We start from the raw sequence: 18,763 nt of genomic DNA on the forward strand, positions 1-18,763 counted from the left end.
GCCGGCCGATGGTGCCGGCCGCGCGCGGCAGGGAGGGTGAGGGTATGGGAATTCTTGAGGGCAAGGTCACGGTCGTCACCGGCGCCGGCCGGGGTATCGGGGCGGCCGCGGCCCGGTTGTTCGCGGCGGAGGGCGCACGCCTGGTGCTGGCGTCCCGGACCGGCAGCGAGGTGGCGGCGCTGGCCGCCGAACTGCGCGCGGCGGGCGCCGAGGCGGTGGCCGTGACGGCGGACATCACGACCGCGGAGGGCGCGGAGCGCCCCGTGGCGGCGGCGATCGAGGCGTACGGCAGGCTGGACGCGGCCTTCGACAACGCGGGCGCCGGGCCGGTGCCCGCCCCGCTGGCCGACCGCGACGAGGACACCTGGGACGAGGTGCACGCGCTGAACCTGCGGGGCACCTGGCTGTGCCTGCGCGCCCAGTTGCGCGCGATGGTCGCGGGCGGGCAGGGCGGCGCGATCGTGGTGAACACCGGCGTCGGCGCGCTGGTCGGCGGGTTCGGCGACGGCACGCAGCAGGCCGCGAAGCACGGGGCGATCGGTCTGGTGAAGGCGGCCACCGCCGACTACGCGGCGCACGGCATCCGCGTCAACGCCATCGCGCCCGGCGTGGCCCGCACGTCCGCCACCGAGGCCTACTTCGCTCCGGGCCCCGGCTTCGCCGACGCGGTCGGCCGGGCGACCCCGCTGGGCCGGGTGGCGGAGGCGGCCGAATTCGCCGAGGCGGCAGCGTGGTTGCTCAGCGACCGCGCCTCGTACGTGACCGGCGTGACCCTCCCCGTCGACGGCGGCCTGACCGCCGTCCGCAGCTTCGGCTGACCGGTGGCCTGCCGCGCCGCCGCACTCCCCGGCCCATCGCCACTTCGTCGTAGTGTTCGTGCCCGGCGAGGAGTTGGGGGAAGCGCGCATGGGGACACAGCCCGACGGTGAGCGGCTCGCGGGGGGAATGGCCAACGCCGGCGCGGTCTTCCGGCGGGGCGCGGTGGTGGACCGCCCGGCGTCGCGCAACGCGGCGGGCGTGCACGCGTATCTGGCCGGGCTGCGCGAGCGGGGGTTCGACGGGGCGCCGGTCGGGGTCGGCTTGGACGGCGGGCGGGAGCAACTGACGTACGTCGAGGGGGACGTGGCACTGCCGCCCTTCCCGGGATGGGTGGTGGCGGACGGCGCGCTGCGCTCGGTGGGCCGGCTGCTGCGGCGGTTGCACGACGCGGCGGCGGGCGTCGGCTTCGACCCTGCCGCCGACTGGGACCGGGTGCTGGCCGACCCGGCGGGCGGGCCGGTGCTGTGCCACAACGACGTGTGCCCGAAGAACGTCGTCTTCCGCGACGGGCAGGCCGTCGCGCTGATCGACTTCGACCTGGCCGCGCCCGGCCGTCCGCTGTGGGACGTGGCGATGACGGCCCGCTACTGGGTGCCGACGCTCGATCCCGAGTCGGCCGCCGTCCACTATCCGGCCGGCCTGGACCAGCTGCGGCGGCTGCGGCTGCTGGCCGACGCCTACGGGCTGACGCCGGCCGAGCGGCGCGAACTGCCCGCGGTGATCGAGCAGGCCACCGCGGCGGGACGGGCCTTCGTCGAACGCCGGTTCGCGGACGGCGACCCGGCGTATACCGAGGCGGTGGCCCGGCACGGCGGCTGGACGCGCTGGGACCGCATGCAGGCCTGGCTGGTCACGCACCGGGATGCCTACGCGGCGGCGCTGCGCGACTGAGCACGAAACGCGGCGGCGCCCATGGCAGGGCGCCGCCGCGTACCGCAGGACGTCAGGCCAGCAGCGCCGGGATCGTGGCCTCGTGCACCGCGCCCAGCTCGGCCAGCGGGATCGCGAACTCGCCCTGGACCTCCACCGCGTCACCGTCGATCACGCCGATCCGGGTGACCGGCAGACCGCGCGCACCGCACATGTCGGTGAAGCGCAGCTCCTCGGAGCGCGGGACGGCGACGACGGCGCGGCCCGCGGACTCGGAGAAGAGGAAGGTGAAGGCGTCGAGGCCGTCGGGGACGACCAGCCGGGCACCGTGGCCGCCGCGCAGGCAGGACTCGGTCACCGCCTGGATCAGGCCGCCGTCGGACAGGTCGTGCGCGGCGTCGATCATGCCGTCGCGCGAGCCGGAGATGAGGATCTCCGCGAGCAGCTTCTCGCGCTCCAGGTCCACCGCCGGCGGCAGCCCGCCGAGGTGGTCGTGGACGACCTGCGACCAGGCGGAGCCGCCGAATTCCTCGCGGGTCTCACCGAGCAGCAGGATGAGCTGGCCCTGCTCGGCGAAGGCCATCGGCGTACGACGGTTGACGTCGTCGATCACGCCGAGCACGGCGACCACCGGGGTCGGGTGGATGGCCGCGTCGCCGGTCTGGTTGTAGAGCGAGACGTTGCCGCCGGTCACAGGCGTACCGAGCGCGAGGCAGCCGTCGGCGAGGCCGCGGGTGGCCTCGGCGAACTGCCACATCACCGCCGGGTCCTCGGGCGACCCGAAGTTCAGGCAGTCCGAGACGGCCAGCGGCTTGGCGCCGGTCGCGGCGACGTTGCGGTACGCCTCGGCCAGCGCGAGCTGCGCGCCCGCGTAGGGGTCGAGCTTGGTGTAGCGCCCGTTGCCGTCGGTGGCGATGGCGACGCCCAGGTCGGTGTCGGCGTCGATGCGGACGACGCCGGAGTCCTCGGGCTGCGCCAGCACCGTGTTGCCCTGCACGAAGCGGTCGTACTGGTCGGTGACCCACGCCTTGGACGCCTGGTTGGGCGAACCGACCAGCGCGAGCACCTGCTCGCGCAGCTCCTCGCCGGTCACCGGCCGCGCCAGCTTGCCGGCGTCGTCGGCCTGGAGCGCGTCCTGCCAGTCGGGACGGGCGTAGGGGCGGTGGTAGGTGGGGCCCTCGTGGGCGACGGACCGCGGCGGCACGTCCACGATCTGCTCGCCGTGCCAGTAGATCTCCAGCCGGGTGCCCTCGGTGACCTCACCGATGACGGTGGCGATGACGTCCCACTTCTCGCAGATCTCCAGGAAGCGCTCGACCTTGTCGGGCTCGACGATCGCGCACATCCGCTCCTGCGACTCGCTCATGAGGATCTCCTCGGGCGAGAGCGTCGCGTCGCGCAGCGGCACGGTGTCCAGCTCGACGCGCATGCCGCCGGAGCCGGCCGAGGCCAGCTCGGAGGTGGCGCAGGACAGGCCCGCGCCGCCGAGGTCCTGGATGCCCGCGACGAGCTGCTCGCGGAAGATCTCCAGGGTGCACTCGATGAGCAGCTTCTCCTGGAAGGGGTCGCCGACCTGGACGGCGGGCCGCCGCGAGGGGCCGGTCGAGTCGAAGGTCTCGCTGGCCAGCACCGAGACGCCGCCGATGCCGTCGCCGCCGGTCCTGGCGCCGTAGAGGATCACCTTGTTGCCGGCGCCCGACGCCTTGGCGAGGTGGATGTCCTCGTGCTTCATCACGCCCACGCACAGCGCGTTGACCAGCGGGTTGCCCTGGTAGCAGGGGTCGAAGACGACCTCGCCGCCGATGTTGGGCAGGCCCAGGCAGTTTCCGTAGCCGCCGACGCCGGCGACGACGCCGGGCAGCACGCGCTTGGTGTCGGGGTGGTCGGCGGCGCCGAAGCGCAGCGGGTCCATGACCGCGACCGGCCGGGCGCCCATCGCCAGGATGTCGCGCACGATGCCGCCGACACCGGTGGCCGCGCCCTGGTAGGGCTCGATGTACGAGGGGTGGTTGTGCGACTCGATCTTGAAGGTGACCGCGTAGCCCTGCCCGACGTCCACCACACCGGCGTTCTCACCGATGCCGACCAGCAGCGCGTCGGTCTGCGGTGCCTTGTCGCCGAACTGCTTGAGGTGCACCTTGCTCGACTTGTACGAGCAGTGCTCGGACCACATGACCGAGTACATCGCCAGCTCGGCGCCGGTGGGGCGGCGGCCCAGGATCTCCCTGATCCGCGCGTACTCGTCCTCCTTGAGGCCGAGTTCCTTCCAGGGCTGCGCCGAGTCGGGGGTCTCGGCGGAGTGCTTGACCGTGTCCAGGCTCATGCGTTGACCAACTTCTTGATGACCGAGGTGAAGAACGCCAGGCCGTCGGTGCGCCCGGTGCCGACCAGCGGCTCCACGGCGTGCTCGGGGTGCGGCATCAGGCCGACGACGTTGCCCGCCGCGTTGGTGATGCCGGCGATGTCGCGCAGCGACCCGTTGGGGTTCACGTCGCTGTAGCGGAAGGCGACGCGGCCCTCGGCCTCCAGCTCGTCCAGGGTGCGCTCGTCGGCGGTGTAGCGGCCGTCGATGTTCTTCAGCGGGATGGAGATCTCCTGGCCGGGGACGTAATCCGAGGTCCAGGCGGTGTCCGCGGTCTCGACCCGGAGCTTCTGGTCGCGGCAGACGAAGTGGAGCCCGGTGTTCCTGAGCATCGCGCCCGGCAGCAGATGCGCTTCGCACAGCACCTGGAATCCGTTGCAGATGCCGAGCACCGGCATTCCCGCGTGCGCCTGTTCGATAACCGTGCCCATCACCGGCGAGAAGCGGGAGATCGCACCGGCCCGCAGATAGTCGCCGTAGGAGAAGCCGCCCGGCAGAACGACCGCGTCGACCTGCTTGAGATCGTTGTCACGGTGCCACAGCGGTACGGCTTCGGCGCCCGCGATGCTGATCGCCCGCTGCGTGTCGCGGTCGTCCAGCGTGCCGGGAAATGTGACGACGCCAATGCGGGCAGTCACGACTCGACCTTTACGTCGAAGTCTTCGATCACGGTGTTGGCGAGAAAGGTTTCCGCCATCTCCCGAATGCGGGCGAGGGCGGCGTCGTCGACCGGCCCCTCGACCTCGAGTTCAAAGCGCTTTCCCTGGCGGACGTCGGAGATCCCGGCGAACCCGAGGCGCGGCAGCGCTCGCTGTACCGCCTGGCCCTGGGGGTCGAGGATCTCCGGCTTGAGCATGACGTCGACTACGACGCGTGCCACTGGCACTCCCGGTGGTGTGGTGCGTGAGGTGCCCCCAGCCTACCCGGTGTGAAATTCTACGCGAGTAGATATGGTGTTCAGGTCCGATCAGCGTCCGATCATGCATCACGTTTATGTATCGGCTGTCGAAATACCTGGGGAAACCCGGCGGAAAATCATAGGGTCCCGATGGCGTACAGGCTTGGGATGACGTACGGCCGGGAATTATCAGTAACATCTGCCATCCCATTCCGTGACACCTCGGTGACACCGCACAAGCACCGCCCTGAATGCACATTTGTCGACACCTGCGCGTCGGCGTGCCCGCGACACCACAGCCGGGCCGGCCCGTACCGCACCGGGCCGCACCGGCCCGGCGGCACGGCCCGGTCACCGGCCCCGGCGACACCGGCCGGTCGTCGCGCGGGCAGACCGACGGCGCACGAAAGGACCGAACCCCATGGCGCAACGCGTACTGGTCACCCTCGCCGATGATCTCGACGGCGGCGAGGCCGCGGAAACGATCGCATTCGGCGTCGACGGGCAGTGGTACGAGATCGACCTCTCGTCGGAGAACGCGGACAAACTGCGTCTCGAGCTGGCGCCCTACGTCGAAGCCGGCCGTCGCCGCACCCTTTCGGGCCGCGCCTACAAGCGCACCCCGATCGCACCCACCCCGGCGACCGTGCGGGCCTGGGCGCAGTCCAACGGATTCGAGGTGCCCGCTCGCGGCCGTATTCCGAAGAAGGTCTACGAGGCGTTCAACAAGGCGGGTTGAGTACGGGGCAGTTGAGATGTGCGGCCGGCCCTCCGCCGGGCCGGCCGCGCCCCGCCGCACCCGGCGCGCACGGCGCGACACGGCGGGCGGGAGTCGACTGGACAGCCACCCCCATCCGTCCGCTAGTGTGTGGAGCACGCCGAGGGCAGGACCGAAAGGCCAGGTCAGCGGATGTCATGCGGGTGTAGCTCAGTAGTAGAGCGCCCCCCTTCCAGGGGGGAGGCGCAGTGTGCAATTCCTGTCGCCCGCTCCGATCGCCTACGCGAAAGCGCCTTGTGCGCATCGGGTAGAGTGGTCTGCACGACCTGCGGACGTGGCTCAGTTGGTAGAGCATCACCTTGCCAAGGTGAGGGTCGCGAGTTCGAATCTCGTCGTCCGCTCCAGTCAGATGAAGGCCCCGGTTCACCCGAACCGGGGCCTTCGTCGTACGGTCGCCCGACCGGCGGATCTGCCCGGCGGCGGCCCCGCTCGGGATACCCGTTTCCTGGCCGCTGAGCCGATCGGGTACAGTATGTGCACGACCTGCGGACGTGGCTCAGTTGGTAGAGCATCACCTTGCCAAGGTGAGGGTCGCGAGTTCGAATCTCGTCGTCCGCTCCAGTCAGGCGAAGGCCCCGGTTCACCCGAACCGGGGCCTTCGTGCTCCCGCCGCCGGCGCTACGACCAGGGGGTGCCGGTCAGCCGCTCGTACGCCTCGACGTAGCGCGCCCGGGACTGCTCGACGATCTCGGCGGGAAGCTCGGGCGGCGGCGTGTCGCCCGAGCGGTCCCAGCCGGAGGCCTCCGAGGTGAGCCAGTCGCGGATGAACTGCTTGTCGAACGACGGCTGCGGGTGCCCCGGCTCCCACTCGTCGGCCGGCCAGTAGCGGGACGAGTCGGGCGTCAGCACCTCGTCGGCGATGACCAGCGCGCCCTGCTCGTCGTGCCCGAACTCGAATTTCGTGTCCGCCAGGATCAGCCCGCGGTCCCTGGCGATGTCCCGCCCCCTGCCGTAGACCGCCAGCGTCGTCTGCCGCAGCAGGGCCGCGGTCTCGGCGCCGACCTGGCGGGCCACCTCCTCGTACGGCACGTTCTCGTCGTGCTCGCCGACGTCGGCCTTCGTCGCAGGGGTGAAGATCGGCGCCGGCAGCTCCGAGCCGTCGACCAGGCCTTCCGGCAGCGCGAGGCCGCAGACGGTGCGGTGCTCGTTGTATTCGAGCAGGCCTGAGCCGGTCAGATAGCCGCGGGCCACGCACTCCACCGGCACCATCCGCAGCGGCTTGCACACCATCGTCCGGCCCGCCCAGTCCGCGGGGGCGCCCTCGGGCACCTCGGTCGACAGGACATGGTTCGGCACCAGGTCGGCGAACTGCTCGAACCACCACAGCGACAGCTGGGTGAGCACCCGGCCCTTGTCGGGGATGTCGGTGGGCAGCACCCAGTCGTACGCCGAGGTGCGGTCGCTGGCCACCATCACCAGGTCGCCGGCGGCGTTGCGGTACAGCTCGCGCACCTTCCCGGTATGCAGATGCTCCAGTCCGGGCACCTGCACCGGCTCCGGCTTGTCGACGAATCCGGGCATCGGTCGTCCTCCCCAATCGGTGGTTCAGCCCCTGATTCTCGCGCACCGGGGAGGCTGCGGCGCGCGCGGGGCACGGCGGGTCCCGGCCGGATTCCGGGGCGTCCTGGCCGGTGGCGGCCTGGTCCGGGCCGTCGTGGGCCGTCGCAGCCTTTTCCGGCCCGCCCCGTCCCGTCCCGGCCCGTCCTGGCGGGTGCCGGTCAGCCGTGCTTGCAGATACGGTCCAGCAGATTGGCCGTCGCGCGCTGGATGCGCGCGTCCACATGGCCGGGCCGGTCCAGCGCGGGCGACCACGCGAAGGTGCCGGACGCGAAGACGTAAGCGCCGCTGGGCGAGCGGTACAGCGAGGTCTCCTGGTGGCAGCGGCGGCCGTCCGCCGCCTCGTACGGCGAGTGCGCGAGCAGGATGCGCTCGGTGGACTCGGGCAGTGCGGTGCGCGGGAAGTAACGGTCCGCCTCCCCCGCCACCAGGCCCTCCACCCTGTCGCCCTCGGCCGCGCCCGTCGCCTCCCACAGCCAGTGCCCGGCATTGCGCACCACCAGCGGCGACGGCTGGGGGACCCGGCCCGCGTACTGCACGCCGAGCACCAGCTGCTCCGGCTCGCCGAGGTCGCGCCACAGGCTGCCGCGGCCCCGCGTGTCGCCGCGCGGCTTGCGGCAGCTCAGCAGCCGGTCGGGGTCGCCGGCCGGCGAGGACGCCAGCTCGACCTGCCAGTACATGGTGTTGGCCGACAGGAAGACCAGCGACGTGCCCATGTCGCGGGCGCCCTCGGCGGCCCTGCGCATCGGCGCCGACCAGTATTCGTCGTGCCCGGGGAAGACCAGGCCGCGGTAGAGCGACGGATCGACCCGGCCTGCGTGCAGGTCGCGGGCGTCGGCGTACGCCAGGTCGTAGCCGTAGCGCTCGGCGAACCGCACGAAGTCGTAGGCGTGCCCGATGTGCAGCGGCAGCCCCGCACCGGCGTAGGGCCGGTCGAAGGACACCGTCCCGGCCGCCTCCTCCTCGCCGAGCAGCCGGCCCGCCTCGTCCCACGCGTGATAGAGGCTGGCGCCGGTCCTGCCGTCCTCGGGATACAGGTTGTACGCCTGCCAGGTCACGTCGGGCAGCAGCAGGAGCAGGTCGGCGCGGGCCGCCGGGTCCCGCACGGTGAACGGCACATGGCTGCGGTAGCCGTCGACGGTGGTCAGCACGGCGACGTAGGCGCCGGTGCGCCAGTGCGGCGGGATCTGCAACCGCCAGGACTGCCACCAGTGATGGCAGGAAATCGTCCTTCCCGCCGCCAGCGGCGCCGGCTGCGCGATCCCCGACAGCCGCGGACTCGCACTGACCTGCGACGCGCCGTCACCGCCGTAGTGCCCGATGCGGTAGACGTCGACGGTGAACTCCTGCGGCGGGTCCACGGTGATCCGGAAGTCGATCGGCTCCCCCGGCGACACCGCCCCCGCCGACGCGAACCCCTTGATCTGCCGCCGCACGTCGTCCGCCGTCCGCGGCCCCGGCAGATGCGACCGCCGCGGCGTCTCCCCGCTGCTGGCGGCCAGGTCCACGTACCAGGGCACGACCTGCCCGTCGTCCCCCAGATACTCCGGCTCCCCGCGCAGCCACGGCAACGGCCCCTGCCCGAACGGATCCGACACCCCGTGCGCGAGCGCCCCGGACTCCCACCGCCTGATCTGATCCGCCGCCATCACCCATCCCCTCCATCCCACCGCCCCACCCGCCGCGCACGGCGGGGCAATAGTGCGGTACGAAGCAAGCACATCACAGATTGCGGCCCCACCGTCACGGTTCGTGGTGAAAATATGCACCGATTCGCTGCGCGGCCCCCGCCCTTTCCAGCCACCCCACTCCCCCCGGCCGCCGGGTGACGCGATCAGCCCCAGACCGACCCGGCCCCCGGGGGCACCCCCGGCAACGCTCCGGAGGAGAACCCGCAGCCAGGGAACGCCCCCAAGGGGCACCCCCTGAGGGGGCGTGGGGGCACCCCCCACGGCCCGCTCCTGGGGGCGAGAACGGAGCGCCGAGCCACGGCGCAGCGGCACCGTGGAATCCGCGGCAGCACCCGGCACGGAGTTGGCACCGTGAAATCCGCAAAGCCCCCCGCAGGGGGACCGGTTCAGGCCAGGCGGACCGTGGCCTCGGGGCGGACGCCGATCGCCGACAGCCACGCCCGCAAGGGCGCCGCGTCCCCGTTCTCGACGAGTCGGAGGACGGGCCAGCAGAGGTCACTTCGGCGGGCGCCGTCCACGACGAGGGCGGGGCCGTCGAGCCAGTCGAGCCCGGCCCCGGCGCCGGCCGTGTCGACGGCCGCACAGCAGACCATCGCGGTGACGTGGTCGGCGAGCAGCTCGCGTCCCGTCCGGGGCGGAAGGAGTTGATACACCGGCGTCGGGATGTCCGCGGCCGACCCGCCGCCAGGGGCGGGCTCGACCCAGGCTCCCGGGCCGGAGGGCGGCGCCTCGTCCTGCGCGACCAGCGTCCCGATCCGCGCCGCCAACTCCTCGCTTCCGCCGGCCGCGAGCCGGTCGATCACCCGGGCCAGCGTGGCCCGCCCCGGTTCGTCCCGCAGCGCCGGGACCCCGCCTCGGTCGACCGCCGTGCGGCGGACCGTGCGCCCGCCGAGCACCAGCCCGCGCCCCCGCGAGCCCAGCGCCGGCGCGGCCTCGGCGTCGGGCAGGTCGGACAGGTCGGGCAGCGACGGCCCACCGTCGTCCGCCACCGCGGCGGCCCGGGCGCGGGCCCCAGGCCGCACCTCGTCCAGCACCCGTATCAGCCGGGCGGCCTCGGCCCGCCAGATCCGGTCCACGACTTCCTCGGGATAGCGCGCCCAACTGACCGGCGCCCAGTCGGGACCCGTCCTGCGCGGGCCGCCGTGGAAGAGGCGGGCCGCGAGCAGCGACACGGCCTCGTCGACGACACCCGGCTCTTCGAGCAGGTCACAGGCCGGCCGCTCGCCGAGCCTGGTCTCGAAGCCGTCGGCGAGCCGGTCGCGGCGCGACAGCTCGGTCAGTGCGGCGACCACGCCGGCGTCCAGCCGGGACGGCCAGCGGCCCATCCGCCAGGCGGGCAGCGCGACGCGGGTCAGCAGCCGGTCCCACCCCGCGTAGGCGAGGCCGACCTGCTCCTGGGCGACGATCCGCAGTCCGTAGTCGACGGCCTGCGCCCGCTCGGACGCGGACGCGGCCACGCCCCGCTCCATCTCGGCGACATGCGCGCTGCATCCGCGCAGCAGCAGCCGAGCGGCCCACCCGAGGGTGCCGTACGCCGGCCGCAGCAGCACCGAGTGCTGCTGCCTGCCGTGGGTGGCCACGCCGACCGCGGCGTCCAGCCCGCGGACGAAACGCCGGGCCGCGTATATCTCCGGGTCGGCGGCGGCGCCCGTGCCGGCGACCACCGGGGCCAGCAGGGCGCGCAGCTCGGCGACCCGCATCCACCACAGGAAGGGCGAGCCGATCACCAGCACGGGCGCGGGCCTGCGCTCCGTGTCACCGGGGGCGGGCCTGCGGTCCTCCAGCCAGCTGTCGCAGTCGGGCGTCAGCTCTATCCCGGACGGGGGTGGGACCTGCAACTTCTCGGCCAGCTCCTGCACCATCCGATGCAGGTCGGGGGCCGCGCGCTCCGAGACCGGCACCGCGGGGCTGACCGCCGGCCGCGCCCGTGCGATCACCGCGGCGACCGCGGCCGCGACGGCGAGCACCACGAGCGCGACGCCCGTCAGCCCCCACCGCACGCCGTCCCACGCGCCGCCGCCGATCCGCCCGGTCGTCCCGGCCACCTGCAGCACGACCGCAAACGCCGCCGGCACCAGCACCACCCCGAGCGCGGCACCGCGAATCCGCAGCACCGCCAGCGCGCGGGTCCGCGCCACTGCCTCGCCTGCTTCTCCAGCCATCGGGCGGCTCACCCCCCTGCGCTGTGGCGACCGCCCCGATGACGGCCTCCCCCCACTGTCGCACCGCCCACCGACATCGCAATGGCCGTACGGCTGTTTGCCGCAATGTCCCGCAGTGCGCCTGCGCGGCACCCTAGTTCGCCCCCTGCGAACCAGTCATCCATACGGCCGAGCCATCACTCCTTGGAGTGGCTTCCCCCTGAACTTCCCCACGGCGTGGGCGGGAGCCCTCCCCAAGCCCTCCCCACAGGAGGGCGCCCCCCGGCGAAGGGTCCGGGCACGAATTCCCGCCACCGACGGGCACACGCGGAAGAAGACGCCAAGCGCCGCACATCGCCCCAGCGCAGGTTCCGGGCACGAAGAGATGCCCGGAACCAACAAGCACACCCGCGAAAAAGCGCTACGCGCCGGCCACCGCCGCAGCGATGTCGCCGCGGTGGTGGCTGCCGTCGAGCCCGACGCAGTCGACCGCCCGGTAGGCCCGCTCGCGGGCGACCGCGAGGTCCGCCCCGGTGGCGGTCACGGAAAGGACGCGGCCGCCCGCGCTGACGACCCGCCCGTCGTCCGAAAGCCGCGTACCGGCGTGCAGGACGTACGCGTGGTCGCCCTGCTCGGCGATGACGTCGAGCCCGGTGACGGGGTCGCCGGTCCGCGGCGTGTCGGGGTAGTTGTAGGAGGCGATGACCACCGTGACCGCGGCGCCCTCGCTCCACCGCAGCGCGGGATAGCCGGCGAGCTGCCCGGTGGCGGCGGCCCGCAGCAGGCCCGCGAGCGGCGTCCTGAGCCGGGCCAGGACGACCTGCGTCTCGGGGTCGCCGAAGCGCGCGTTGAATTCGATGACCCGCACCCCGCGCGAGGTGATCGCGAGCCCGGCGTAGAGCAGGCCCGCGAAGGGCGTTCCGCGGCGCCGCAGTTCGTCGACGGTCGGCTGGAGCACGGTCCGCTCGACCTCGTCGACGAGCTTCGGGTCGGCCCACGGCAGCGGCGAGTACGCGCCCATGCCGCCGGTGTTGGGCCCCTCGTCGCCGTCGAGCGCGCGCTTGAAGTCCTGCGCGGGCTGCAGCGGTACGACGGTCTGGCCGTCGGTGACGGCGAAGAGGGACACCTCGGGGCCGTCGAGATACTCCTCGATGACGACCCTGCCGGGCGCGGCGACGCAGGCGAGCGCGTGCGCCCGCGCGGCGCCGATGTCGCCGGTGACGACGACGCCCTTGCCCGCCGCGAGCCCGTCGTCCTTGACGACGTAGGGCGCGCCGAAGGCGTCCAGGGCCCGCTCGATCTCCTCGGCATTGGTGCAGACGTAGGAGCGGGCGGTCGGTACGCCGGCCGCGGCCATGACGTCCTTGGCGAAGGCCTTGGAGCCTTCGAGCGCGGCCGCTTCCTTGCTGGGCCCGAAGCAGTCGATGCCGCGCGCGCGTACGGCGTCGGCGACTCCGGCGACCAGCGGCGCCTCGGGGCCGACGATGACGAAGTCCGCCCCGAGGGAGGCGGCGAGGCCGGCGACCGCGGCGCCGTCGAGGGCGTCGACCGGGTGCAGCTCGGCCACCTCGGCGATGCCGGCGTTGCCGGGAGCGCAATGCAGTGACGTCACGTCGGGGTCGAGGGACAGGGAACGGCACAGGGCGTGCTCGCGGGCGCCGCCGCCGATGACAAGGACCTTCACGCGCACCAGGGTAGTGGCCCGTACGACCACCGGCCGCCCTCACTCTTTCGGGTGACCGTATTCCGCGGTCTCTACCTGATCACGCAGCCCGTACGGGCGGATGTCCCGCCTTGCCCACCCCACGCTCAGCCGTTCGGCGCTAAGAAGAGACCTTCGTCACGGCCGGGAAAGGCCGGGGGGCGCCGGAAGCCATCGAGGGAGCGTGCAGTGAGCCAGCCGGACATGTTTCCCGAGGAAGCCCCTCGGGAGGAACCTGAGCGGCGGGCGCTGCACCACCAGCACGAGGACCTGCGGGCGCTGCCCTTCCCGCTGGGCGACTGGGGCGAACCCGCGGAGCGGCTGGAGGAGCTGTACCGCTGGGCGGAGGCCGGCGCGCTGCGTACGGCGGACTGGTATCTGCGTGACCGGGTGTGGAAGCGCCGCGGGGCACGGGGGCTGCGCTGCTGTGCGGCGGTGTTCGCCGCGGCGGGCGCGGCGCTGCCGCTGGTCGAGCTGACCGGCACGGGCGGTTCCACGGCGGCGTGGGGCTACCTGGCGCTGCTGCTGGCGACGGTGTGCGTGGCAATGGACCGCGTCATGGGCCTCACCGCGGGCTGGATGCGGGACGTCGGTACGGCGCAGGGCGTGGAGCGCCGCCTTGAGCAATTGCGTTTCGACTGGGCGTCGGAAAGCGTCCGGGAGGTCCTCGGCCCGACGGAGGGGACCGCCGCGGAGGCCGCGGAGCGCTGCCTGGCGATCCTGCGCCGCTTCTGCGATGACGTCGCCGACCTGGTGCGGATGGAAACCGCGGACTGGATGCTGGATTTCGGGTCCCGCACGGCCGCGGGCACCCCGCTGCGCACCCAGTCCCCTCCGTGGTCCCCGACCCGCCCCGACGCTCTTGGCTCGCCGCGCCTCCCCCACCCCGGCACCCGCCCGAACATGCCCCGCCAGCGCCCGCCGGAGAATCCGCGGCAAGGGGGGTGAGGGGCCGGCGGGCCGGCCGGGTCTGAGGAGGGAGCCCGGCCGGCCCCGCTGTCAGCTGAAGACGATCATCGACCCCTGGCCCAGCGACCGGGTCGCGGCCGCGTGCAGGCCAAGCCAGACGTGGTGTTCGCGGGCGAAGGGGCCCTCCAGGCCGGTGGGCGGGTGGAGTGCGGGCTCTTCGAGGGTGGTGTGGCGGTCGGGCGGCGCCGGCGGCAGGGGCGGGTTGGCGGGGTCGATGCCGATCACCGGGGCGACGAATTCCAGCTCGCGCAGCAGTCCGTGGCTGGAGCCGAGCGGTCCGCCGCCTTCGAGCAGTTCGTCGTTGACGACGGGTTCGGGGAAGTCCAGCGGCACATATGCGCCGGCGTGGTCGTAGTGCCACACCAGGTGCGAGCGCTGCGCGGTGGTCTCGAACATCTCCAGCAGTTGCTCGTAGTCGCCGCCGAGCGCGTCGACCGGCGAGACCTCCAGGCCCTGGAGGCTCAGCAGATAGGCGCGGCGCAGGAAGTGCAGGGCGTCGTAGTCGAAGCAGGCGACGGGTCCGACGTCGCCCGACAGGCCGGGCATGTACGCGTGGATCGGTACGGGCGGCTGCCCGGCGTCGCCCAGGGCCTTGTCATAGCGGGCGAGTTCCTCGGAGAAGGGGTTTTCCGGGCTGTGGCAGAGCACGTCCACCAGCGGCACCAGCCACAGGTCGCAGGCCACGAACACTCCATCCGGTCGGGGGCGTCCAGGGTAGATCGGGTGCGCCGGTCCCGTCAGGAGCGTGCGGGAGCCAGCTTTTCGATCAAAGCGCGGGTATGTACGTCGGCTTCGATGGTGAGGGCGTACGCGGCCGCCGTGTCGCGGGCGGCGACCGCGTCGACGAGGGCGACGTGGCCGGCCCAGCAGACGCCCGCGGGGTCGCGCAGGGCGCGCAGGTGCGGCACCGCGTAGAGCCAGGTCTGGGTGCGGATACGGTCGAGGAACTCGCAGATGTGCGGGTTGCCGCCGATGGCGGTCAGCTCGCGCCAGAAGCGCAGGTCGCAGCCGACCAGGACGTCGAGGCTGCCGGCGTGCGCGGCGCCTGCGGCGGCCTCGGCGCGGCGGCGTACGGAGGCCACGGCGTCGGCGGGCAGGTCGCCCATGCCGCGCTCGCCCATCAGCCGGAAGGCCGCCTCGACGATGAAGAGCCGCGCCTCGCTGAGCGCGCGGAAGTCGGCCGCGGTCAGCTGCCGCACCTGGAAGCCGCGGTGCTGTTCGACGTCGAGCAGGCCCTGGGCGGCCAGGTCGACCAGGGCCTCGCGGACCGGGGTGGCCGAGACGCCGTACAGCTCGGCGATCTCCTTGACGGTGAAGTGCCGCCCGGCCTGGAGCCTGCCGGTCAGGACCTCGTCGCGCAGGGCGTCGGCGATCTGCTGGCGCAGGCTGCTGCGCCGCACCGGCATGGCAGGACCGCCCGCCTCCGGCATGCCGTCTCCCTGTCGTGTCGCGTCCGCGGGTGGCTTCCCGCCGCGCACCCGCCGCACACGATACGGCCCGGGATCGGCCCGCGGCGGGCGCTCGCGACCGTGGTGGTCGTAGGGCCGGGCCGGCTCTCCCCGGCGCGGACGGCACGCGGACGGCACGCGGAGGGCACGCGGAGGGCACGCGGACGGTGCGTAACGGTGCTGTCCGGCCCGGGAACCACGGGGTAGCCAGCGGGTAACCACCGGCGGGTATGCGCATATTCTTCGCTCTGGGGTTCGGGAGCCGGGTACAGCGGCGGGGGGAGACAGGCATGGAGCAGCTCAGAACGGACGATCCGCAGCGGATCGGCGCCTACCGGCTGCTCGGCAGGCTGGGCACCGGCGGAATGGGCCGGGTCTTCCTGGCCCGCTCGGACCGCGGCCGCACGGTCGCGGTGAAGCTGGTACGCGCCGAGCTAGCCGCGCAGGAGGAATTCCGCACCCGTTTCCGCCGCGAGGTGCGGGCGGCCCGGCGGGTCGGCGGCGCCTGGACGGCGCCGGTGCTAGACGCCGACACCGAGGCGGAGATCCCGTGGGTGGCCACCGGCTATGTCGCCGGCCCCTCCCTCCAGCAGGTCGTCAAGGACTACGGGCCGCTGCCCGAGCGCTCGGTGACGGTGTTGGCCGCCGGGCTCGCGCACGCGCTGGCGGACATCCACGCCGCGGGTCTGGTGCACCGGGATCTCAAACCGTCGAATGTGATGATCACGATCGACGGGCCCCGGGTGATCGACTTCGGTATCGCCCGCGCCCTGGAGACCGTCGCGGACGGTTCTGCGACGCTCACCCACACGGGGGCGATGGTCGGCTCGCCGGCTTTCATGTCGCCCGAGCAGGTGCGCGGCGACCGGGTGACCCCGGCCTGCGACGTCTTCTGCCTCGGCTCGATCCTCGCCTACGCCGCCACCGGACTGGCGCCCTTCGGCGCGGCCGGCAGCGGCGTGCACGCCCAGATGTTCCGCATAGTGCAGGAGCCGCCGGACTTGGACGCGGTCCCCGAGGGTTTGCGCGACCTGGTGGCGGCCTGCCTGGTCAAGGACCCTGAGCTGCGCCCCTCGCTGACCGAGGTGCTGGGCCTCATCAAGGACTCGGCGGACGAGCCGCCGCAGGACACCCCCGCGGGCCGCGTCGAGCCGTGGCTGCCCGGAGCGATCGTCGCCCAGCTGGGGCGGCACGCGGTGCAGCTGCTCGAACTGGAGGCGGAGGCCGAGGTCGAGGCCGAGACGGAGGTCAGGACCGACGTCGCCGTCGGCTCCGCGGCCAGGGCCGGCGGCGGGCCGGGCGCCGTCGCGCAGGCGGGGCTGCCGGGCGCGGCCGGGCCGACCGTGGTGTCGGAGTCGGGTCCGGGCGCAGGGACGGGCGCCGCCGGTCCATCCGCCGCCCCAGGACCCGCCGGGCCGCCGGAGGCGCCCGCTCGCCGGCGTGGCAGGCGCGGCGTGCTCGTCGCCGTGATGACCCTGCTCGCGGTGGTCGCCGGCGCCGCCACCGCCTATGTCCTCGTCCACGAGACCGCCGGCGGCGGCCAGGCCAACGAGACGCCGCCCGCCCGCACGCCCTCCGCCACCGGCACGACCCCTTCGCCGTCCACCACGCCGTCGCCGTCTGCCACGTCGGCCGAACCGACCCCGTCGGCCACCACGGCGGCCCCCACGCCGTCGAAGACCGCCACGCCGTCCGAGTCCGCGAGCACGACCCCGCCCGCGCCGGTGGTGGCCGTGGCCCCGCCGAACGGTGTGGTGGGCGTCTGGGAGTCGATGACCGACATACCGCCGGGGATCCACGACGTCCGCACCCTGACCGTGCACGAGAACGGCTCGGTGGAACTGCGCGGCTCCCGCACCGACGGCACGGCTCAGATCTACTCCTGCTCGTGGTCGATGTCGGTCACGAAGACCGGGCCGCCGGCCGAGCTGAGCCCGTCGGTGGTGGTCAGCGGCAAGCCCGCCGCCTCGTGCCAGCCTGGCACCACGACGACCACGCTGACCCTGCTCGACGACCTGCACCTGCGACGCGACGGGGTCGCAGGCGAGAAGACGCCGCTGACGTACGAGAAGGTCGGCTGAGTGCGGCGCCGCCCATTGCCACGGCATACGCAGTGCGTGGCAATGGGCGGCGCCGGATCAGTGGCGAAGGGTCAGACGAACGAGTTGATCTCGATCGTCTCGGTACGGCCGGGGCCGACCCCGATCGCGGAGATCGGCGCTCCCGACATCTCCTCCAGCGCCTTGACGTAGTCCTGCGCGTTCTTCGGCAGGTCGGCGAAGGTCTGCGCCTTGGTGATGTCCTCCGACCAGCCGGGCAGGTACTCGTAGATCGGCTTGGCGTGGTGGAAGTCGCTCTGGCTGTACGGCAGCTCCTCCACCCGGCGGCCGTCGACCTCGTAGGCGACGCACACCGGGATCCGCTCCCAGCCGGTGAGGATGTCCAGCTTGGTGAGGAAGAAGTCGGTCAGGCCGTTGACGCGGGTCGCGTAGCGGGCGATGACCGCGTCGAACCAGCCGCAGCGCCGGTTGCGCCCGGTGGTGACGCCGAACTCGTGGCCGACGGTGCGCAGTCGCTCGCCGTCCTCGTCGAACAGCTCGGTGGGGAACGGTCCGGAGCCCACACGCGTTGTGTACGCCTTGAGGATGCCGATCACCCGGGTGATCTTCGTAGGACCGATTCCGCTGCCGGTGCAGGCCCCGCCGGAGGTCGGGTTGGACGAGGTGACGAAGGGGTAGGTGCCGTGGTCGACGTCGAGGAGCGTGCCCTGCCCGCCCTCCATGAGCACGACCTTGCCGTCGTCCAGCGCCTGGTTGAGCACCAGCGCCGTGTCGGTGACGTAGCCACGGAGCCGCTCGGCATAGCCGAGGTATTCCTCGACCACCTGGTCGGTGCTGATCGCCCGCCGGTTGAAGATCTTCACCAGGACCTGGTTCTTGTCCTGGAGCGCCGCGTCGACCTTCTGGTGGAGGATCGATTCGTCGAAGAGGTCCTGGACCCTGATGCCGACCCGGTTGATCTTGTCCGCGTACGCCGGTCCGATCCCGCGTCCCGTGGTGCCGATCTTGCGGTTGCCCAGGAAGCGCTCCGTCACCTTGTCGATGGTCTGGTGATACGGCGTGATCAGATGGGCGTTGCCGCTGATCAGCAGTTTGGACGTGTCCACGCCGCGCTCGTCGAGTCCGCTCAGCTCGGAGAGCAGGACCGCCGGGTCGACCACGACACCGTTGCCGATCACCGGAGTGCATCCAGGTGACAGGATGCCGGAGGGGAGGAGATGCAGTGCGTATTTCTGGTCGCCGACGACCACCGTGTGGCCGGCGTTGTTGCCGCCCTGGTAACGGACCACATAGTCGACGGAGCCGCCGAGCAGGTCGGTGGCCTTCCCCTTGCCCTCGTCACCCCACTGAGCACCGAGCAGCACAAGTGCGGGCACAGGCGTACACCCCTTCCGGGCGGGGCATGTCCAACGTGCAGAGAGCCGTCGAACCTGCCCCGGAATAGACGAAGCCCCTGACGCGAAGGCGC

At 72.9% G+C, this 18,763-nt stretch carries 15 protein-coding genes and 3 tRNA genes; 8 read left to right on the top strand and 10 right to left on the bottom strand.

The window, feature by feature from the left end:
* The first annotated feature begins 44 nt into the window (after nucleotides 1-44).
* Nucleotides 45-818 carry an SDR family oxidoreductase gene (locus BUE44_RS06710; protein ID WP_073494837.1) on the top strand — a complete coding sequence of 258 codons (774 nt, stop codon included), beginning with the start codon at nucleotides 45-47 and terminating at the stop codon, nucleotides 816-818.
* 88 nt (nucleotides 819-906) lie between these two features.
* A complete protein-coding gene (locus BUE44_RS06715; RefSeq protein ID WP_073494839.1) occupies nucleotides 907-1,710 on the top strand; it encodes a phosphotransferase in 804 nt (267 codons plus the stop codon).
* Nucleotides 1,711-1,762: 52 nt separating this feature from the next.
* On the opposite strand, the gene purL is transcribed toward BUE44_RS06715, so the two are convergent.
* From purL to purS, 3 genes are read right to left on the bottom strand one after another with little or no spacing between them, the layout of a single operon-like run.
* Nucleotides 1,763-4,012: a phosphoribosylformylglycinamidine synthase subunit PurL gene (gene purL, locus BUE44_RS06720; protein ID WP_073494841.1), complete on the bottom strand. Its 2,250-nt coding sequence runs from the start codon at nucleotides 4,010-4,012 to the stop codon at nucleotides 1,763-1,765.
* Nucleotides 4,009-4,689: a phosphoribosylformylglycinamidine synthase subunit PurQ gene (gene purQ, locus BUE44_RS06725; RefSeq protein WP_073494843.1), complete on the bottom strand. Its 681-nt coding sequence runs from the start codon at nucleotides 4,687-4,689 to the stop codon at nucleotides 4,009-4,011. Before purQ ends, purL begins: the two co-directional genes overlap by 4 nt.
* Nucleotides 4,686-4,931, bottom strand: a complete 246-nt coding sequence (gene purS, locus BUE44_RS06730) for a phosphoribosylformylglycinamidine synthase subunit PurS (RefSeq protein ID WP_031516589.1) — start codon at nucleotides 4,929-4,931, stop codon at nucleotides 4,686-4,688. The genes purQ and purS overlap by 4 nt, the downstream gene beginning before the upstream one ends.
* Nucleotides 4,932-5,370: 439 nt before the next feature.
* Between purS and BUE44_RS06735 the strand changes: the two genes are divergently transcribed.
* From BUE44_RS06735 to BUE44_RS06750, 4 genes are all read left to right on the top strand, one after another.
* Nucleotides 5,371-5,688 carry a histone-like nucleoid-structuring protein Lsr2 gene (locus BUE44_RS06735; protein WP_073494845.1) on the top strand — a complete coding sequence of 106 codons (318 nt, stop codon included), beginning with the start codon at nucleotides 5,371-5,373 and terminating at the stop codon, nucleotides 5,686-5,688.
* A gap of 178 nt (nucleotides 5,689-5,866) precedes the next feature.
* Nucleotides 5,867-5,938, top strand: a tRNA-Gly gene (locus BUE44_RS06740).
* 57 nt (nucleotides 5,939-5,995) lie between these two features.
* A tRNA-Gly gene (locus BUE44_RS06745) sits at nucleotides 5,996-6,071 on the top strand.
* Nucleotides 6,072-6,212: 141 nt separating this feature from the next.
* A tRNA-Gly gene (locus tag BUE44_RS06750) sits at nucleotides 6,213-6,288 on the top strand.
* Between the two features lie 57 nt (nucleotides 6,289-6,345).
* On the opposite strand, the gene BUE44_RS06755 is transcribed toward BUE44_RS06750, so the two are convergent.
* The 4 genes from BUE44_RS06755 to purD form a co-directional block, all read right to left on the bottom strand.
* On the bottom strand, nucleotides 6,346-7,248 hold the full coding sequence (locus BUE44_RS06755) for a phosphoribosylaminoimidazolesuccinocarboxamide synthase (protein WP_073494847.1): 903 nt from the start codon (nucleotides 7,246-7,248) through the stop codon (nucleotides 6,346-6,348).
* Between the two features lie 197 nt (nucleotides 7,249-7,445).
* Nucleotides 7,446-8,933: a N,N-dimethylformamidase beta subunit family domain-containing protein gene (locus BUE44_RS06760; protein ID WP_073494849.1), complete on the bottom strand. Its 1,488-nt coding sequence runs from the start codon at nucleotides 8,931-8,933 to the stop codon at nucleotides 7,446-7,448.
* Nucleotides 8,934-9,361: 428 nt separating this feature from the next.
* The gene (locus BUE44_RS06765; protein WP_073494851.1) at nucleotides 9,362-11,137 is read right to left on the bottom strand and encodes a M48 family metalloprotease; all 1,776 of its coding nucleotides are present in this window, start codon (nucleotides 11,135-11,137) and stop codon (nucleotides 9,362-9,364) included.
* 400 nt (nucleotides 11,138-11,537) lie between these two features.
* Nucleotides 11,538-12,800, bottom strand: coding sequence for a phosphoribosylamine--glycine ligase (purD, locus tag BUE44_RS06770; protein WP_073495393.1), 1,263 nt, complete (start codon nucleotides 12,798-12,800; stop codon nucleotides 11,538-11,540).
* 207 nt (nucleotides 12,801-13,007) lie between these two features.
* On the opposite strand from purD, the gene BUE44_RS06775 reads away from it, so the two are divergent.
* Complete coding sequence (locus tag BUE44_RS06775; protein WP_073494853.1) at nucleotides 13,008-13,766, top strand: SLATT domain-containing protein; 759 nt, start codon at nucleotides 13,008-13,010, stop codon at nucleotides 13,764-13,766.
* A gap of 51 nt (nucleotides 13,767-13,817) precedes the next feature.
* Here BUE44_RS06775 and BUE44_RS06780 read toward each other — a convergent pair whose 3' ends face one another.
* Nucleotides 13,818-14,471, bottom strand: coding sequence for a hypothetical protein (locus tag BUE44_RS06780; RefSeq protein WP_073494855.1), 654 nt, complete (start codon nucleotides 14,469-14,471; stop codon nucleotides 13,818-13,820).
* Between the two features lie 53 nt (nucleotides 14,472-14,524).
* The gene (locus tag BUE44_RS06785) at nucleotides 14,525-15,217 is read right to left on the bottom strand and encodes a GntR family transcriptional regulator (RefSeq protein ID WP_073494857.1); all 693 of its coding nucleotides are present in this window, start codon (nucleotides 15,215-15,217) and stop codon (nucleotides 14,525-14,527) included.
* A gap of 308 nt (nucleotides 15,218-15,525) precedes the next feature.
* On the opposite strand from BUE44_RS06785, the gene BUE44_RS06790 reads away from it, so the two are divergent.
* Nucleotides 15,526-17,316, top strand: coding sequence for a serine/threonine-protein kinase (locus tag BUE44_RS06790; RefSeq protein WP_073494859.1), 1,791 nt, complete (start codon nucleotides 15,526-15,528; stop codon nucleotides 17,314-17,316).
* 71 nt (nucleotides 17,317-17,387) lie between these two features.
* On the opposite strand, the gene BUE44_RS06795 is transcribed toward BUE44_RS06790, so the two are convergent.
* Nucleotides 17,388-18,671, bottom strand: coding sequence for an adenylosuccinate synthase (locus tag BUE44_RS06795; protein WP_073494861.1), 1,284 nt, complete (start codon nucleotides 18,669-18,671; stop codon nucleotides 17,388-17,390).
* Nucleotides 18,672-18,763: the final 92 nt, after the last annotated feature.

Source organism: Actinacidiphila paucisporea, assembly GCF_900142575.1.
GTDB classification, from domain to species: domain Bacteria; phylum Actinomycetota; class Actinomycetes; order Streptomycetales; family Streptomycetaceae; genus Actinacidiphila; species Actinacidiphila paucisporea.

Excerpts from the sequence above, each read along its gene's own strand:
- BUE44_RS06710 (WP_073494837.1), top strand. The coding sequence starts at position 45 with ATGGGAATTCTTGAGGGCAAGGTCACGGTCGTCACCGGCGCCGGCCGG.
- BUE44_RS06715 (WP_073494839.1), top strand. The coding sequence starts at position 907 with ATGGGGACACAGCCCGACGGTGAGCGGCTCGCGGGGGGAATGGCCAAC.
- purL (WP_073494841.1), bottom strand. The coding sequence starts at position 4,012 with ATGAGCCTGGACACGGTCAAGCACTCCGCCGAGACCCCCGACTCGGCG.
- BUE44_RS06735 (WP_073494845.1), top strand. The coding sequence starts at position 5,371 with ATGGCGCAACGCGTACTGGTCACCCTCGCCGATGATCTCGACGGCGGC.
- BUE44_RS06755 (WP_073494847.1), bottom strand. The coding sequence starts at position 7,248 with ATGCCCGGATTCGTCGACAAGCCGGAGCCGGTGCAGGTGCCCGGACTG.
- BUE44_RS06760 (WP_073494849.1), bottom strand. The coding sequence starts at position 8,933 with ATGGCGGCGGATCAGATCAGGCGGTGGGAGTCCGGGGCGCTCGCGCAC.
- BUE44_RS06765 (WP_073494851.1), bottom strand. The coding sequence starts at position 11,137 with ATGGCTGGAGAAGCAGGCGAGGCAGTGGCGCGGACCCGCGCGCTGGCG.
- BUE44_RS06785 (WP_073494857.1), bottom strand. The coding sequence starts at position 15,217 with ATGCCGGAGGCGGGCGGTCCTGCCATGCCGGTGCGGCGCAGCAGCCTG.
- BUE44_RS06790 (WP_073494859.1), top strand. The coding sequence starts at position 15,526 with ATGGAGCAGCTCAGAACGGACGATCCGCAGCGGATCGGCGCCTACCGG.